The sequence below is a fragment of the Caulobacter sp. DWR3-1-2 genome, assembly GCF_049896225.1.
Classification (GTDB): Bacteria; Pseudomonadota; Alphaproteobacteria; order Caulobacterales; family Caulobacteraceae; genus Caulobacter.
Genome location: NZ_JAFCTW010000002.1, coordinates 143,352 through 159,968 on the forward strand (window position 1 = coordinate 143,352; position 16,617 = coordinate 159,968).

The window sequence follows — 16,617 nt, forward strand, 5'->3', positions numbered from 1 at the left end:
TGGGAGCAAGGCTCGGACCTGTCCAGAATTCCGCTCGTCCGGGCAAAATCCTAGAGGCCGAAGATCCGCCGCAGCCATTTCGGGACATGGCGCGGATGCTCCACCTCGCGATTCTCGTCTGGAACATCGTGCAGGCGCCCCTCGGGCGCGCTGTCCTTCGCGATCAAGCCCGCCTTCAGGCCGCTGGTCATGAAATCCTTCCATATCCGGGCCGGGATGTCGCCGCCGACCACGCGATTCATCGGCGAGTGGTCGTCATTGCCCACCCACACCCCGACCACCAGGTCGCCGCTAAAGCCGACAAAGAGCGCGTCGCGGTAGTCCTGGGTGGTGCCGGTCTTGCCATAGGCCCGCTGCGGCAACCGCGCCGCGCGGCCGGTGCCTTCCTGGACCACGGCCCCCATCAGGTCGAGCAGTTCGGCCCGCATCGCCGGCTCCAGCGGTTTCGTCTGGATCGGTGCGGCAAGCGGACGACCGTAGGGTTGGATCGGCATCTGGCCGGACGCCACGGCTGCGTAGGCGCTGGTCAACTCCAGCAGGTTGGTCTCGGCGGTGCCCAGAGCCAGGGTGGCGTCGTCCTCGCGCAGCGGCGAGGTGATCCCCAGGTCGCGCGCCGCCCGCACCACGGCCTCGCCGCCGGCCTGCTGGTACACCCGGGCGGCAATGATGTTGTTGGACTGGGCGAAGGCGTCGCGCAGGGTCAGATCGCGCCCGCCGCCGCCCTCGTAATTGGCCGGCGTCCAGCCGCCGATCGTCACCGGTTCGCCCACCACCAGGTTGTCCGGCGTGGCGCCGTCGCGCAGGGCGGCGAGGTAGACGAACAGCTTGAAGGCGCTGCCCGGCTGACGCTGGGCCTGAACGGCGCGGTTGAACGGGCTCTGGCGGTAATTGCGCCCCCCGACCATCGCCACCACTTTGCCGTCGGGCCGCATGGCGACCAGCGCCACCTGGCCGTCCTTGGCCTTGCCCGACGCCTTCAGCACCCGCGCCACCGCCTGCTCGGCCTGGCGCTGCAGCCGGCTGTCCAGGGTGGTTGGCACGCGGACCTCGCCATAGGCCGCGCCATCGAAGGCCGACTTCACCTGGGGCGAGATCCAGTCGGCGAAATAGCCTCCAACGGGCAAGGCGGCGCGGGCGACCTGGACATTGACATGGCCGGCGTCCTTGGCCTGCTGGGCCGTGATCACCTTGGTCTCGACCATGGCGTTGAGCACCAGCCGCGCCCTGCGGCCCGCCGCCTCGGGATGATCGACGGGATCCAGATCGACCGGCGCCTTGACAATCCCGGCCAGGATCGCCGCCTCGCCGATGCTCAGTTGCTCTGGGGCTTTGCCAAAATAGTGCCGGGCGGCCGCGCCCAGGCCATAGACCCCGTCGCCGAAATAGATGCTGGACAGGTAGCGCGACAGGATCTGGTCCTTGGACAGCCGCAGTTCCAGCCACAGGGCGATCATCGCCTCCTGGCCCTTGCGGCGCAGGCTGCGCTCGGGCTTGAGGAAGGCGTTCTTGGCCAACTGCTGGGTGATGGTGCTGCCGCCCTGCACCGTGCGATGGGCCTTGGTATTGACGACAAAGGCCCGGGTGATGCCGATCGGGTCGATGCCAAGGTGGTGGTAGAAGCGCCGGTCCTCGATAGCCAGGAAGGCCGCTGGCACGTGCTTGGGCAGCGCCTTGATGACCACCGGCGCCTCCTTGTAGGCGCCGCGCCGGGCGAAGGGCTGGCCCTGGTTGTCGAGCAGGATGATCGCCCGGCTGGGCAAGGGTTCCAGGGCCCGCGAGATCGGCAGGCTCGCCCCCAACCAGACCAGCAGGATCAACAGCGGCAGCAAGGCGCCCGTCGCTGCGCCGACCAGGATGCGATGCCGGACCACAAAGGCGCTCAAGGCCAGCCAGGCCGCCTTCAGCCGGGCGTTCCAGTCCTCAGGGATCATCAGCGACGCGCCTCCTCGGCTCAGCGCCGCTCAAGCTTGCAGAACGGGTTGAGAGGCTGGGGGTTCATTCGCGCCGTCCGTCGCGCGAACTTCCCGCCTCGGCCGGTAACTGCATGAAGGCGTCGACCTTGTTCAAGGCCGACAGCGGCGAGCTGATTCGGCAGTGCAAACCCTCGGCGCGATAGTCGACCTCGACCTGGCCGCCCAACTCGCCTGGTAAGGCGAGCTCGACGATCCGCGAGCCGAAACCGCGCCGCTCGGGCGGCCGCACGGCGGGACCGCCCTGCTCGGTCCAGTCGATGTTCAGCCGATCGCCGCCCTCCACCGCCCAGTGGATATCGACATGGCCGCTCTCCACCGACAGGGCGCCGTACTTCAGGGCGTTGATCGCCAGTTCGTGAAAGGCCAGAGCCATCAAGACAGCCGGTTTGGGCGAGACCATCAGGTCCTCGCCTGTGATGGTCAGCTGGCCGGCCTGGCCGCGATAGGGGGTCACCGAACCGTCGATGATCTGGCGCAGGCTGGCGGCGGACCAGTTCTTGTCGGTCAACACATTGTGTGTCGCGGCGATGGCCATCAGTCGCCCCTCGAACGCGCAGCGCACGGCCACGTCGACGCCCGCGTTGCGCAGCGACTGGCTGGCGATCGACTGGATGGTGGCCAGGGTGTTCTTGACCCGGTGGTTCAGCTCATTGACCAGCAGTTGGCGCTGCGACTCGGAACGCATCTCGCCGGTGACGTCGCGCGAGGTGGCCAGCACCCGGGTCACGCGGCCAGCCTCCAGGATCGGCGAGACGGTGGTGTCCCACCAGCGTGGCTCGCCCTTGGCGGTCGGGCAGAAGGCGCGAAAGGCGCTGGATTCGCCGGCCATCGCGCGCAGCAGGCCCGCCTCGACTTGGGCGCGGCTGTCGCCGGGCCACATGTCGGGCCAGTATTTACGGCGGTTGCGGCCCTCGAAATCGTCGATCTCGAACAGGGCCTGACCCTGGGCGTTCATGTATTCGACGAAGCCATCGGCGCTGATCACCCGGATGCAATCGCGGCTGGCCTCGACGACGCTGAGGAAATAGGCCCCCGCGCGTTCCAGAACGGCCTTGTCCGATCCCTCGTCCGCCACCCGGGTCTCCCTGCACGCGCCCATGATCACCGGCTGGCGCGGCAATTCAAGCGATGCATGTATCGAGACGCGGTTTATCTGAAAGCGTGGGCGAGGCGGGTCAGCCCGGATGGTCTTCCCGACTGGCTTCCAGCATGCCGACCAAGGCGGCCGACAGGCGTGAGGTCTGGGCCATGCGTCGCAGGGCGTCGCGAGCGTGATCGCTGTCGGCGATCTCGGCTTGCCGCTCCAGGCGCTCGGCCTCGTTCAAGTGATCATGTTGGCTAGGCATGGCGAATATTTACGGGGGATGAACGGGCCGTCCTATGTGACCACTGGTCGCATAACAGTGTAAATTCACGCAAATACAGCGCCTTAGCCCTGCCACCGGTGTCAGAAAAATCAAAACGGCCCCAGGTCATTGCTGACCTGGGGCCGTCGTCCTGTTCCCCAACAGGACGGCGTCGCGGGCTGCCAAATCTGGCGCGGCGGTGTCGCCTCAAAAACCAATGGCCCGTTCTCGCCGAGCACGAGCCGACGTGCAACGCGGCGACCTGTCACAGGATGACGCCGGCGTCATCTAACCTTGCTATGTCAAAAGACACTGGTCAAGTCATGACACCGGTATCATAACTTCTCGAACAACGCGCCGACCAACGGCGGCAAAGGTATCGGCGACGCGGACCAGGAGGAAACCAGGGGACCAGAAGGCTTATGAGCCCTCACGCTCCGCCTCCACGCCCAGATCGCCGCGCCCTAGCGTCGCGGGCCTGACGCCTGGGATCCCTCGGAGTCACACCCATGCCGCTAAGCCCGCTGACGCGCCGCCGCCTGCTCGCCACCACCACCGCCACCTTCGCCGTCGCCGCCGCCATGGCCCCGCTGAGGGCCCTGGCCCAAGGCGTGGCGCCGTCGAAAGACCAGGTGCTAGCCACCATGAAGAAGGCCTCGACCTTCATGGCCGAGAAGGCCGCCCATGAGGGCGGCTATGTCTGGAGCTATCTGCCCGACTTCTCGCGCCGGTTCGGCGAGATGGAAGCCTTCCCAACCATGATCTGGGTCCAGCCGCCCGGCACGGCGACCATGGGTCACCTGTTCCTCGACGCCTATCACGCGACCGGCGACGAGTACTATTACCAAGCCGCCGCCAAGGCCGCCGGCGCGCTGATCAAGATCCAGCACCCAGCCGGCGGCTGGAACTATATGGGCGACCTTGCCGGGCCGGCGTCGCTGCAGAAGTGGTACGACACCATTGGCAAGAACGGCTGGCGGCTTGAAGAATTCCAGCACTATTACGGCAACGCCACCTTCGACGACGAGGGCACCGCCGAGAGCTGCCAGCTGGTGCTGCGCATCTACATGGAAAAGAAGGACAAGGCCTTCAAGCCTGCTCTGGACAAGGCCATCAAGTTCGTCCTCGACAGCCAGTATCCGAACGGTGGCTGGCCCCAGCGCTTCCCGCTATCGGGTGGTTTCGAGAACAAGAGCCATCCGGACTATACCGGCTACATCACCTTCAATGACGGCGTCGTCGACGAGAACATCAAGTTCCTGCTGATGGTCTGGCAGACCCTGGGCGACAAGCGGGTGCTGGACCCGATCCAACGCGCCATGGACATCTATATCGCCGCCCAGCAGCCGCAGCCGCAACCGGGCTGGGGCCTGCAGCACACCGTGGCCGACCTCAAGCCGGCCGGCGCGCGCACCTATGAGCCCAAGGCCTTCGCCAGCCACACCACGGCCGGCAACCTCGAAAACCTGATGGACTATTACCAGCTGACGGGCGACCCGAAGTACCTGGCTCGCGTTCCGGAAGCCATCGACTGGCTGGCCAGCCTGAAGCTCAATGACAAGATCGCTCCGGGCAAGCCGCGTTACCCCACCTTCATCGAGATCGGCACGGGCGACCCGCTGTACGTGCACCGCCGCGGCTCCAACGTGTTCAACGGCGAATACTTCGTCGACAAGCACTGGGAAAACACGATCGTCCACTACTCGTCGTTCCGGGCGGTCAATATCGACAAGCTGCGCAAGCGCTACGCCGCGCTGAAGGCCACCCCGCCCGAGGTGGCCAGCAAGGACTCGCCGCTGAAGGGCGGCCGCCGTCCCCTGCCCCGCTACTTCACCACCAAGGACATCTCGGTGTCCGACCTTAATGTCGGCGCCCTGAAGACCAGCGACAGGACCACCGACGCCGACGCCGCCAAGCTGATGGCCGAGCTCAACGCCGAGGGCTGGTGGCCGACCGAGATGAAGGCGGTCAGCAACCCCTATATCGGTGACGGTTCGAACACCGTGACCCCGGGCGAGTTCTCCACGACCCGCGTAGGCGATCCCACCGACACCTCGCCCTACATCGCCGACGTGCCCAAGCCGGGCATCTCTACCGGCGCCTATATCGAAAACATGGCGGCGCTGATCCGCTATCTGGGGGCTTAGGTTTGGAATGGGGACACGCGCAGGCGCGTGTCCCCAAACGCTAGAGCATTTTTCGAGCGAAGTGGTTCCGGCTCGCGTGAAGAAAAATGCGTCAAAACAAAAGATTAGAGCTCACGGCCTGACGCAGTCAGGTCGGGAAATGCTCTAGGCCAGCACCTTGCGCATGAACCAGCGCGGATAGATCGGTTCCGATCCGTCCAGTTGGCCGAACACCTCGAAGCCCAGGCGTTCGTAGAACGGGCGGGCCTGGAAGGCGTAGGTGTCGAGCCACATCAGGTGGCAGCCGCGCCCGCGGGCCTCGGTCTCCGCGCGCTGCATCAGGCTCGTGCCCATGCCCATGTGCTGCAAGTCCTCGGGCACCACCAGCATGTCCACATAGAACGCGCCCCACCGCGACTGTCCCCACAGGCCGCCGCGCACCGTCGTGTCGCCGGGCCCCGTGATCAATAGCGCGAAGTCGTGGTTGTCGGGCGGGCCGACCGCGTCGGTCGTGGTCGCGCGCAGGACCTTCAGGCCTTGCTGATAGGAGGCTAGCGACGGCTTGTCGGTCTCGCGGATCACGGGGGTGAAGGTCATGGGAGACGCTAGCCCAGATCTCCTCACCCATGAAACGGGGGAGGTGGCTGCGAGGACTGATCTTGATCCCACGCCGAGGGTGGCTAGGGTGTGTCAAACACCCGTTCGAAAGCCACCGCCCATGACCGACGCCTTCATCTGCGACGCCATCCGCACGCCGATCGGCCGCTACGGCGGGGCGTTGTCGAGCGTACGGGCCGACGACCTAGCGGCGATCCCGTTGGCGGCGCTGATGGCCCGCAACGGCGGCGTCGACTGGGGCGCGCTGGACGACGTGGTGCTGGGCTGCGCCAACCAGGCCGGCGAGGACAACCGAAACGTGGCCCGCATGGGGGCCCTGCTGGCCGGTTTGCCCGCGACCGCCAGCGGGTCGACCATCAACCGGCTGTGTGGCTCGGGCTTGGACGCCCTGGGCGTGGCCGCGCGGGCCATCAAGTCGGGCGAGGCCCAGTTGATGATCGCCGGTGGCGTCGAGAGCATGAGCCGCGCGCCCTTCGTGATGGGCAAGGCCGACAGCGCCTTCTCGCGCAACGCCGAGATCTTCGACACCACCATCGGCTGGCGGTTCGTCAATCCGGCGATGCGCAAGGCTTACGGCGTCGATTCCATGCCCGAGACCGCCGAGAACGTCGCCACCGACTGGAACGTCAGCCGCGCCGACCAGGACGCCTTCGCCCTGCGCAGCCAGGCCCGCGCCGCCACCGCCCAGGCCAGCGGCCGTTTCGACGCCGAGATTGTCCCCGTCACCCTGCCCCAGCGCAAGGCCGACCCGGTGGTTGTCAGCAAGGACGAGCACCCGCGCACCACCACCATCGAGGCGCTGTCGGCGCTGAAGCCCATCGTCCGTCCCGACGGCACGATCACCGCCGGCAACGCCTCGGGCGTCAATGACGGCGCCGCCGCCTTGATCGTCGCCTCCGAGGCCGCCGTGAAGGCCCACGGCCTGACGCCGCGCGCCCGGGTGCTGGGCGTGGCGGCCGGCGGGGTCGAGCCCCGGGTCATGGGCATCGGCCCCGTGCCGGCGACGCGCAAGCTGCTGGCCCGGCTGGGCCTGTCGATCAACGATATCGATGTGGTGGAGCTCAACGAGGCCTTCGCCGCCCAGGGCCTGGCCGTGCTGCGCGACCTGGGCCTGCCCGACGACGGCGACCACGTGAACCCCAACGGCGGCGCGATCGCCCTGGGTCACCCCCTGGGCATGAGCGGGGCGCGGCTGGGCCTGACCCTGGTCGAGGAACTTCACCGGCGCGGCGCCCGGTATGGCTTGGCGACCATGTGCATCGGCGTCGGCCAAGGCATCGCCATGGTCGTAGAGCGCGTTTAGGGCCTCGCCTCTTCCTCTCCCCACGCGCTAAGCATCGTGGAAGATCAAGGAGGACCAAGATGGACAGCGCAACGATCCGCCGTCGAAGCCTGCTGGGCGCCGCCGGACTGCTGGCGGCTAGTCCCCTAGACGCCCTGGCGGCGACAGCTAAGCCGCGCGTGGTCATCCAGACCAATCACGGCGCCATCGTGGTCGAGCTGGAAACCGCCAAGGCCCCGATCACCGCCGGCAACTTCCTGCGCTATGTGGACGCCCACAAATACGACGGCGGCACGATCTATCGGGCGGCGCGCACCAAGGGCGTCAAGGGCGCGGGGACGATCCAGGGCGGACCCGCAGCTCGGGCCCGGCGTTTCGCCCCGATCGCCCATGAAAGCACGCGGACAACCGGCCTGAAGCACAAGGCCGGGACGATTTCGATCACTCGCAATGCGCCCGGCACCGCCACGGCCGACTTCTTCATTTGCGCCAATCCCCTGCCCTATCTCGACGCCCATCCGGGCGCGCCTGGCGACAACCAGGGCTTCGCGGCGTTCGGCCAGGTCGTCGAGGGCCTGGCGATCGTCAAGACGATCCTGGCCCTACGCAGCGACGGTCCCGCTCCCGTGCCGGCGATGAAGGGCGAGTTCCTGAACCCCCCGGTTCAAATCCTCAGCATGAAACGGGCCGCCGCATGATCCGCGCCTTCGCCCTGCCCTTGCTGGTCCTGGCGTTGCTGGCCACACCCGCCGCCGCCCAGACCTTGAAGGTCACTGGCGGTGAGATCGCCGCCACCCCCGCCGCGCCTGACGGCGTGCGCGTCTACAGGGGCCTGCCCTACGCCGCCCCGCCGACCGGCGAGCGCCGCTGGAAGCCGCCGGCCCCCGTCCAGCCCTGGACCGGCGTGCGTCCCGCTGACGCCTTCTCCCCCAACTGCCTGCAGCCCAAGCGCTACGCCGACCTTGACCCCTTCACCCCGTCGATGAGCGAGGACTGCCTATATCTGAACGTCAGCACCGCCGCGAAGCCGGGCCAGGCCCTGCCGGTGTTCTTCTGGATCCACGGCGGCGGCTATGGCGCGGGGTCGGGCGCCGAGCCGCGTCACGACGGCGCGGCCCTGGCCCGCAAGGGCGTGGTGGTGGTGACCATCAACTATCGCCTTGGCGCCTTCGGCTTCCTGGCCCATCCCGAACTGACGGCCGAATCGCCGAACCACGCCAGCGGCGACCAGGCCCTGGCCGACATGATCGCCGCCCTGCGCTGGGTGCGCGACAACGCCAAGACCTTCGGTGGCGACCCGAACAACGTCACCATCGCCGGGGAGTCGGCGGGATCAGACGCCGTCAGCCGACTGATGATCTCGCCCCAGGCCAAGGGCCTGTTTCACCGCGCCATCGGCGAGAGCGGCTCGGCCTTCGGCATGCTGGGCGATGACAAGACCCTGGCCCAGGGCGAGGCGGTGGGCGTGGCGTTCGGCAAGGCCCTGGGCGGCCAGACCCTGGCCCAGCTGCGCGGCCGCTCGTCGGCCGAGATCCTGGCCTTATGGGTCGCGCCCGACACCGGCCTGAACTTCGGCCCCGTCCTCGACGGCTGGATCCTTCCGGCCTCCGCCCCCGCTACCTTCGACGTTCACCAGCAGTCGGACGTGCCGCTGCTGGTCGGCTGGAACCATGACGAGGGCAGCCTGATGGAAGGCGGCGTGTTTGGCGCCAAGGCCCTGCAGCAGGTGCTGGCCGAGCGCTTTGGCGCGCGGGTCGGCGAGGCCCTGGCGCATTATCCGGCCGCCACGGCCCAGGCCTCGCGGGTCATGTATGCCGGCGACCTGTGGATGGGCCTGCCAACCTGGCGCTGGGCCACGGCCCAGTCCCGCACAGGCAAGGCGCCCGTCTATGTCTACCGCTTCGACCATGCGCCCAAGACGCCGGACGACTGGTTCGGGGCGAACAATCGCGGCAAGAGCTTCGGCGCCTTCCATTCGGCCGACATCGTCTATGTGTTCGACCACCCGGAGATCCTCAAGACCTGGACGGTGGACGCCGTCGATCGCCGCGTGGCCGACCAGATGTCGTCCTATTGGGTGAATTTCGCGCGGTCTGGCGACCCCAATGGCCCGGGCCTGCCACCGTGGACCGCCTACACGCCTGAGACGTCGCCGAAGAAGATGCTGATCGGGCCGGAGACGCGGCTGGTGGCCGATCCGGACATTGCCCGGCTGCGGCTGCTGGAGAGCGTGGGGAAGTAAAATCCTGCCCCTGTGGGGGAGGACCTACTTTGCCGCCGCCTTGATCGCATTTTCCAGGGCCGCCCGCCGCGTCGCAAAGCCTTCGTTGGCCGCCGCCTCTTCGGCCTCCAGCGTCCCGCGCCGCTCGGCGAAGGCCACTTCGGAGGCCTCGGCCTCGTCCTCCAGCGCCTTCAGTTCGGCCCGCAGCCCGGCCAGCGCCTCGGCCCGCGCGGTCTCCGCCTTGGAGGGTTTGCGGCGGGCCTTGGCCGGCAGGGCCTTCAGCGCCGCGCTCAGTCCGCCGGCGAGCCGGGTGATCACCGTGTCTGGCGTGGCCACCGCGGCGTCGAAAGCGGCGCCCGTCTCGACCGCCTTGGCCGTGCCGTCCTTGAACAGGTCGTGGCCGACATCCCAGGCCTCCAGGGCCTTGGCGCGCGACGTCGTGGCCACCGTGTAGTCGTGGAGGCCGTCGGACCAGGAAAATACCTTGAGCTTGCGCGCCATGGCCTCGCAACGATCGACGCCGCCGTGGTGTTCCGTGCGGTCAAGGTCGGAACTCAGGGCCGCGTCGAAGGCTTTCCTTTCCATGCATTGGCAAGGAGCCAACATGGCCGACAAGATCAACAGCCCCGGCCGCGAGGCTAATGCCGCCCTACCCCTTGGCGACCGCCCAGGGCTGGTCTCCGAGCACGACACGGTGAAGACCGGTCACAAGGAACGCCGCACGGCGGGTCCCGACGGCGGCGACGCCGCCGAGGTGGGCGACACCTTCAAGAACAGTCCCGGCGGCAAGGTCTAGGGCATTTTTCGAGCGAAGTGGTTCCGGTTCGCCTGAAAAAAAATGCGTCAAAACAAAAAACTAGAGCTCACGGCCTGACGCAGTCAGGTCGGGAAGTGCTCTAGGGCGGGGTCCTATTCCTTATTCAGTCCACCGCCCAAGGTCGGTCCCATGCCGTCGGCATAGCCGCCGAACGCATTATGGTTTCGCTCGAGCGACGCCTTTTCCAGCCGGGCTCTCAGATCCGCGTCCAGCGTCAGTTCGGCCGTGCAAACGGGGTCGTCCTCGTCGAGCGGACCATCAACGATCGAGGCCGCCAAGACCTGCAGCAAACGCTGCCCGAACCGGGCGTCCTCCGGGGTGTCCCTAGCGGGGGGGCTGGCCATGAACTCCATGACCTCCGTCAGGGCGGTCTCGTTGGCGACGCGGTCGGTCATCGGGGTGCTCCAAGCCAGATTTCACGGCCCCTGAAACGGCCAAGGTCCCATGGCGGTTGCCCAGACCCGCCTCGCGGCCCTAGACAGGCCCGCTCACTCCTCTGGACGCCCCGCCATGGCCTGGACCCGCCTCTATGACGAAGCCGAGCCGCAGCGCGTCAACCGCTGGCTGGCCCAGAACGGCGTCTGTTCGCGCCGCGAGGCCGAGGCGCTGATCAGCCAGGGCCTGGTGTCGATCGACGGCCTGCGAGTCGACGACGTTGGCCGCAAGATCGAGCCGGGCCAGACCCTGGTGCTATCCGACCGCGCCCAGGCGCAGCTGGAAGGCGCCCTGACGGTGATGATCCACAAGCCGATCGGCATCGTCTCGGCCCAGCCCGACACCGGCCAGGTTCCAGCCGTCCGCCTGCTGACCCGCGAGGCGCTGTACGGCCAGAGCCCCGTGATCCCCGGCTTCGACAACAAGCTGGCTCCGGTGGGACGCCTGGACATGGATTCGCGCGGCCTGCTGATCCTCTCCGAGGACGGGGTGGTGGCCAAGGCGGTGATCGGCCCGGCCTCCGAGCTCGAAAAGGAATATCTGGTCTGGGTCGATGGCTGGATCACCGACGAAAAACTCGCCCTGTTGCGGCACGGGCTGGAGCTGGACGAGCGCGCCCTGCGCCCGGCCGGGGTCGAGGTGGTGGGCCGCCAGCAGCTCAAGTTCATCCTGACCGAAGGCCGCAACCGCCAGATCCGCCGGATGTGCGAGCTGGTCGAGCTGGTCGTCGTCGATCTGCTGCGGATCCGCATCGGCGATCTGCTGCTGGGCGACCTGCCCGAGGGCCGCTGGCGGCCGCTGAGCACGGAGGAACGCACCAGCCTGATCGCCTCCGGACGTTGACCCCCGGCCCGGCGAAAGGCAGGGTCGGATTCCCGCTTTGGGGATCGCGCCGGGAGGCTTAATCCGGTGATCCGTCGCCCGCAGTTCGTACAGTCATGATCGCCCTCACCCCCGCCACCGCCCATCCGATCCGCAAGAAGAACCGCAACCGCCACCGCCCGTCGGTGCGGGCCTTGCGCCTGCTCCTGCCGGTCATCGCCATCGGCGTGGCCGTGACCATCGTCGGCCAGGGCACGATCCGCGCCCTGGCCGCCAAGGACGCGCCCGTCGCCTCGGGCGCGTCGCTGCGCATGGACAATCCCCGCTTCACGGGCGCGATGAAGGACGGCCGCGCCTTCCTGATCACCGCCAGTTCGGCCACGCGCGATCCGGCCAATCCCGACCAGGTGTTTCTCAAGACCCCTCAGCTGACGCGCGGCTACGGCTCCGACGCCCCTACCCACGTCGCGTCCAAGGACGGCGTCTATAAGGAGGAGAAGGGCTCGCTGCTGCTGACCGGCGACGTCAAGATCGACAATGGCCAGGGCTATCAGTTCGCCTCGCAGAAGGCCCTGATCGACACCCGCACCGGCGATCTGGTCGGCGGCGCCGCCGTGCAGGGCCTGGGCCCGAACAACAGCGCCGTCCAGGCCGACAGCTATTCGGCCAGCGACAAGGGCGACCGGGTAATCTTCAAGGGCCGGGTGCGCACGCGCATCACACCGCAAAAGTGATCCAGACCGACGCCAAGGCGAACGGCGCCAGGCCCCGGGTCTGTTTCCTGTTCATCGCCCAGACCCACCAGATCCTGCACAGCCTGCCGATCGCTGTCGCTCTGGCGCGCGGCTGGCCGGACGTCGAGGTCGAGATCGCCGCCACCACGGCCGAGCACCTGGACTATGTGCGTGGTTTGCTGGCCCAGCTTGGCGGCGCGCCGATCACCTCGCGTTTGCTACCGCCAAGCTGGCTGCGGAACCTGCGGCTAAAGGGCGCCTCGACCCCGCCCAAGGCCCTCATGCTGGCCGCCAACGCCCAGCGCTTGGGCCGTTACGACGCCGTCGTCACGCCCGAGCGCACCACCGCCCTGCTGCGCAAGCTCGGGGTCAAGGACTGCAAGCTGGTCTACACCCAGCACGGCGCCGGCGATCGCGGCGGGCCGTTCGAGCCGCGCCTGAAGGCCTTCGACCTGGTCATGGCCGCCGGACCCAAGCAGTACGAACGGATGATCGCCGAGGGCTGGGTGACGCCCCAGACCTGCGCCATGGTCGGTTATCCCAAGTTCGACATCATCGACGCCCTGCCCGGCTCGCCGCTGCCGGTGTTCGCCCAGGCCAGGCCGGTGGTGCTGTACAACCCGCATTTCCATCCCACCCTGGGTTCGTGGCCGCGCTGGGGTCGGCAGGTGCTTGAGGCCTTCGCGGCGGACGACCGTTACAATCTGATCTTCGCCCCCCATATCCGCCTCTTCGACGGCGCGGATCCGCGGACGGTGGACGCCCTGGCCTCGTTCGTCGATCATCCGCGCATCCATCTGGACCTTGGGGGGCCCGCCGCGATCGACATGACCTATACCCGCGCGGCCGACCTCTATCTGGGCGACGTCTCCAGCCAGATCTACGAGTTCCTGCGCACGCCCAAGCCGTGCCTGTTCCTCAATGCCTCGGACGCCGCCTGGCAGGGCGATGAGAGCTTTCATCACTGGCTCTATGGTCCGGTGCTGAACAGCGTCGAGGGCCTGGTTGACGCGATCGCTTCAGCGCGGCGCGGCCACGGCGCCTATAGCGACGTCCAGGTGCGAGGCTTTGCTGAAAGCTTCGACCTGCAGGAAACGCCCTCCTCGGTCCGCGCCGCCCGCGCGATCGTCGAGCGGCTGCCGATGTCGAGCCGCCACGGACGATGACCCAGGACTCTCGTGTTCTGAAGCGGGTCCTGGCCAATGCCGGCACCCTGCTCGGCGGGCGCACCGTCAACGCCTTGGTCGGACTGGCCTATATCGCCCTGACCGCGCGCGGCCTTGGCGCGGTTCAACTGGGCATGCTGGTGCTGATCAACGCCTTCGCCCAGTTCCTCGGCGACGTCGCCAAGTTCCAGTCCTGGCAGACCGTGCTGCAGTACGGGACCGGGCCGTTGCTGCAAGGTGATCGATCCCGCTTCCAGCAAGTCCTGCGGTTCACGCTGCTGCTCGACCTGATCGGCGCCGCCGTTGGCGTGAGTCTGGGCGTCAGCGGCGCGTTGCTGCTGGGCGGAGCCCTGGGCTGGCCGCGCGAGCTGGCGCCGGCCGCCGCGCTCTACGCCCTATCGATCGCCATGATGACCTCGGCCACCGCCGTCGGCCTGCTGCGCCTGTTCGACCGCTTCCGCTTCCTGGCCGCCGAGCAGGCGGTCAGTTCGGCGGTGCGCCTGGTCGGCTGCGCCGTGGCCTTCGCGCTGCACGCGCCGATCGGCGGGTTCCTGGCCGCCTGGGCGGCGGGGACGGTGACCTCGTTCCTGTATGTGATTGGCGTGGCCTGGTGGGACCTGGCGCGGCGCAAGCTGCTGGACGGGTTCACCTTCCGGGGACCGCTCAGCGAGGGCCTGCCCGGCGCCTGGCGCTTTGCCTGGGCGACCAATTTCAACGGCAGCCTCGACACCGCCTTCACCCAGGTGATCACCCTGGTGGTCGGGGCGGTGCTGGGCCCGGCCCAGGCGGCGCTATGGCGGGTTGGCCGACAGGTGGCCGACGGCATGGCCAAACCCGCCAAGCTGCTGGTGCCGGCGCTCTATCCTGAACTGGCCAAGTTGCGGGCCACGGGCGGCGAGATGGCCATGCGCAGGCTGGCCGGCCAGATCGCGCTGATGGGTAGCGCGGTGGCCGGGGCCCTGCTGCTGGTCACTGCCCTGTTCGGCGAGCCTCTCCTGGCGCTGGTGATGGGCAAGCCGTTCGCCGCCGCCGCCGGGATCATGACCTGGCAGGTCGCCGCCGCCGCCATCGGCCTGCTAGCCCTGCCGCTGGAGCCGATGCTGGTCTCGCTGAACCAGGCGGGGGCCGCCTTGCGGGTCCGCGTGGTGGTCTGCGCCCTCTATCTGCTGGCCCTCGTGCCTCTGATCAAGAACCTCGGCCTGAGTGGGGCCGGGGCGGCGTTGGTGGCCGCTGCCGCCGCCATGGCGCTGGGCATGTTCCTCACTCTGCGGCAAAGCTTGGGCCGGATGTCCGCCGCGCCGGGCGATGAACAAACTTGCGCCGATGACAAAAACGGCGCCAAAGGCGTGCCCTGATGATGACTCCGACGTCCCCTTCGCGAACCGTTCGCCTCGCCGACTTCCCCACCCTGACCGCCGCTCTCGACTTCGCGGCGAGCGGTGAGACGGGGGTCAACCTCTATTCCCTGCGCGGCGAACTGGTCGAGGCCCTGCCCTACGCCACCCTGCGCGAGCAGGCTTTGGACCTGGCTGGACGGCTGCTGGCCAGTGGCGCAAAGCCCGGCGACAGCGTGGGACTGATCGCCGACACCGAGGGCGATTTCGTACGCGCCTTCTTCGCCTGCCAATATGCGGGCCTGGCCCCCGCGCCCCTGCCGATGCCCGCGCCGCTGGGCGGCCGCGAGGCCTATGTCGAGCAGATCGCCCGCATGCTGACCACGGCGCGCGCCAAGCGGCTGATCGGTCCGTCGGGCATGAAGGACTGGGTAGCCGAGATCGCCGCCAAGACCCCGCTGGACTTCGCCGGCGCGCTGGCCGACCTGCCCGAGGCGCCCACTTCCCAAGAGGACGGGGCCGCGCTGCCCGATATCCTGCCGGCCGCCACCTGCTACCTGCAGTTCTCGTCGGGCAGCACGCGCTTTCCGACCGGCGTGTTGGTCACCCACCGGGCCTTGATGGCCAACGCCGTGGCCATCACCCGCGACGGCCTGCAGGTGAAGCCCCACGACCGCGCCGTGTCGTGGCTGCCGCTCTATCACGACATGGGGCTGATCGGCTTTCTGCTAAGCCCCATGACCAGCCAGATGTCGGTCGATCTGCTGCCGACTGGGGCCTTCGTCCGCCGGCCTCTGCTGTGGCTGGATTTGATCACCAAGAACGGCGGCACCATCTCCTACAGCCCGACCTTCGGCTACGAACTGTGCGCGCGCCGCGCGGAGGTGGCCTCGATCGAGCACCTGGACCTGTCAGGCTGGCGCAGCGCCGGCCTGGGCGGAGACATGATCCGCACCGGCCCTTTGAAGGCCTTCGCCGAGCGCTTCGCCGCCGTCGGCTTCTCGGACAAGGCCTATGTGGCCAGCTACGGCATGGCCGAGGCGACCCTCGCCCTGTCGATGGCTCCTCTGGGCGGCGGCCTCAGGGTGGAGCGCCTGGATGTCGAGCGGCTGGAACGCGAGAACCTAGCCGTCACCAATGACGACGCCGAACGCTCGCGCGACTTCGCCCGCAACGGTCCCGCCCTGCCCGGCCACGAGCTGGAAGTGCGTGACGAGACCGGCGTGGTGCTGCGCGAGCGCGGCGTCGGCCGTATCTATGCGCGCGGCCCCAGCCTGATGCGGGAATATTTCGAGCAGCCGGAGGAGACAGCCCGCGTCCTATCGACCGACGGCTGGCTGGACACCGGCGACATAGGCTTCCTGATCGACGGCGAGATCGTCATCACCGGGCGCGGCAAGGACCTGATCATCCTCAACGGCCGCAACATCTGGCCGCAGGACCTGGAATGGACCGCCGAGGCCGAGGTCGAGAGCCTGCGCAGCGGCGACGTGGCGGCCTTCTCCGTGCCCGGCGACGGCGAAGAGACGGTGGTGGTGCTCGTCCAGGCGCGGGGCGGCGACGCAGACACCCGCGCGGCCCTGGTCGACAAGGTCACCGGCGTCCTGCGCCTGCGCCACAGCGTCGAGACCCAGGTTCAACTGGTCGGCGCCCATGCCCTGCCCCAGACCTCGTCCGGCAAGCTGAGCCGCTCCAAGGCCCGCGCCGCCTATCTGGCCGGCGCCTACGGCGAGAGCGGCTGAA

The 16,617-nt window shown here is 68.3% G+C and carries 16 protein-coding genes; 10 read left to right on the forward strand and 6 right to left on the reverse strand.

Annotated features, from left to right (window positions below):
* Nucleotides 1–50: 50 nt before the first annotated feature.
* From ACP696_RS02980 to ACP696_RS02990, 3 genes are all read right to left on the reverse strand, one after another.
* On the reverse strand, nt 51–1,931 hold the full coding sequence (locus ACP696_RS02980) for a transglycosylase domain-containing protein (protein WP_426012769.1): 1,881 nt from the start codon (nt 1,929–1,931) through the stop codon (nt 51–53).
* Between the two features lie 64 nt (nt 1,932–1,995).
* A complete protein-coding gene (locus ACP696_RS02985; RefSeq protein WP_426012770.1) occupies nt 1,996–3,048 on the reverse strand; it encodes a sensor histidine kinase in 1,053 nt (350 codons plus the stop codon).
* A 100-nt stretch (nt 3,049–3,148) separates the two neighbouring features.
* Nucleotides 3,149–3,319 carry a hypothetical protein gene (locus ACP696_RS02990; protein WP_426012771.1) on the reverse strand — a complete coding sequence of 57 codons (171 nt, stop codon included), beginning with the start codon at nt 3,317–3,319 and terminating at the stop codon, nt 3,149–3,151.
* A 509-nt stretch (nt 3,320–3,828) separates the two neighbouring features.
* Here ACP696_RS02990 and ACP696_RS02995 point away from each other — a divergent pair.
* A complete protein-coding gene (locus ACP696_RS02995; RefSeq protein ID WP_426012772.1) occupies nt 3,829–5,466 on the forward strand; it encodes a pectate lyase in 1,638 nt (545 codons plus the stop codon).
* Between the two features lie 144 nt (nt 5,467–5,610).
* Here the strand turns inward: ACP696_RS02995 and ACP696_RS03000 are convergent, their stop codons facing one another.
* Nucleotides 5,611–6,042, reverse strand: a complete 432-nt coding sequence (locus tag ACP696_RS03000) for a GNAT family N-acetyltransferase (protein ID WP_426043439.1) — start codon at nt 6,040–6,042, stop codon at nt 5,611–5,613.
* A 121-nt stretch (nt 6,043–6,163) separates the two neighbouring features.
* Here ACP696_RS03000 and pcaF point away from each other — a divergent pair, with 121 nt between their 5' ends.
* Genes pcaF through ACP696_RS03015 form a run of 3 tightly spaced genes read left to right on the forward strand, consistent with a single transcriptional unit; the run spans nt 6,164 to nt 9,587 of the window.
* The gene (gene pcaF, locus ACP696_RS03005) at nt 6,164–7,366 is read left to right on the forward strand and encodes a 3-oxoadipyl-CoA thiolase (protein WP_426012776.1); all 1,203 of its coding nucleotides are present in this window, start codon (nt 6,164–6,166) and stop codon (nt 7,364–7,366) included.
* 59 nt (nt 7,367–7,425) lie between these two features.
* Entirely contained in the window at nt 7,426–8,043 is a 618-nt protein-coding gene (locus tag ACP696_RS03010) for a peptidylprolyl isomerase (protein ID WP_426012778.1), read from the forward strand.
* Nucleotides 8,040–9,587 carry a carboxylesterase/lipase family protein gene (locus ACP696_RS03015; protein ID WP_426012779.1) on the forward strand — a complete coding sequence of 516 codons (1,548 nt, stop codon included), beginning with the start codon at nt 8,040–8,042 and terminating at the stop codon, nt 9,585–9,587. The genes ACP696_RS03010 and ACP696_RS03015 overlap by 4 nt, the downstream gene beginning before the upstream one ends.
* Before the next feature lie 24 nt (nt 9,588–9,611).
* Here the strand turns inward: ACP696_RS03015 and ACP696_RS03020 are convergent, their stop codons facing one another.
* Complete coding sequence (locus ACP696_RS03020; RefSeq protein ID WP_426012781.1) at nt 9,612–10,151, reverse strand: hypothetical protein; 540 nt, start codon at nt 10,149–10,151, stop codon at nt 9,612–9,614.
* Nucleotides 10,152–10,170: 19 nt separating this feature from the next.
* Between ACP696_RS03020 and ACP696_RS03025 the strand changes: the two genes are divergently transcribed.
* Nucleotides 10,171–10,362, forward strand: coding sequence for a hypothetical protein (locus ACP696_RS03025; RefSeq protein WP_426012783.1), 192 nt, complete (start codon nt 10,171–10,173; stop codon nt 10,360–10,362).
* Between the two features lie 113 nt (nt 10,363–10,475).
* Here the strand turns inward: ACP696_RS03025 and ACP696_RS03030 are convergent, their stop codons facing one another.
* A complete protein-coding gene (locus ACP696_RS03030; protein ID WP_426012784.1) occupies nt 10,476–10,778 on the reverse strand; it encodes a hypothetical protein in 303 nt (100 codons plus the stop codon).
* 115 nt (nt 10,779–10,893) lie between these two features.
* Between ACP696_RS03030 and ACP696_RS03035 the strand changes: the two genes are divergently transcribed.
* From ACP696_RS03035 to ACP696_RS03055, 5 genes are all read left to right on the forward strand, one after another.
* Nucleotides 10,894–11,661, forward strand: coding sequence for a pseudouridine synthase (locus ACP696_RS03035; RefSeq protein WP_426012785.1), 768 nt, complete (start codon nt 10,894–10,896; stop codon nt 11,659–11,661).
* A gap of 95 nt (nt 11,662–11,756) precedes the next feature.
* On the forward strand, nt 11,757–12,374 hold the full coding sequence (gene lptC / locus ACP696_RS03040) for an LPS export ABC transporter periplasmic protein LptC (protein ID WP_426012787.1): 618 nt from the start codon (nt 11,757–11,759) through the stop codon (nt 12,372–12,374).
* Entirely contained in the window at nt 12,371–13,540 is a 1,170-nt protein-coding gene (locus ACP696_RS03045; RefSeq protein ID WP_426012788.1) for a glycerophosphotransferase, read from the forward strand. The genes lptC and ACP696_RS03045 overlap by 4 nt, the downstream gene beginning before the upstream one ends.
* Complete coding sequence (locus tag ACP696_RS03050) at nt 13,537–14,895, forward strand: lipopolysaccharide biosynthesis protein (RefSeq protein ID WP_426012790.1); 1,359 nt, start codon at nt 13,537–13,539, stop codon at nt 14,893–14,895. Before ACP696_RS03045 ends, ACP696_RS03050 begins: the two co-directional genes overlap by 4 nt.
* Nucleotides 14,895–16,616, forward strand: a complete 1,722-nt coding sequence (locus tag ACP696_RS03055; RefSeq protein ID WP_426012791.1) for a fatty acyl-AMP ligase — start codon at nt 14,895–14,897, stop codon at nt 16,614–16,616. Before ACP696_RS03050 ends, ACP696_RS03055 begins: the two co-directional genes overlap by 1 nt.
* Nucleotide 16,617 lies beyond the last annotated feature (1 nt).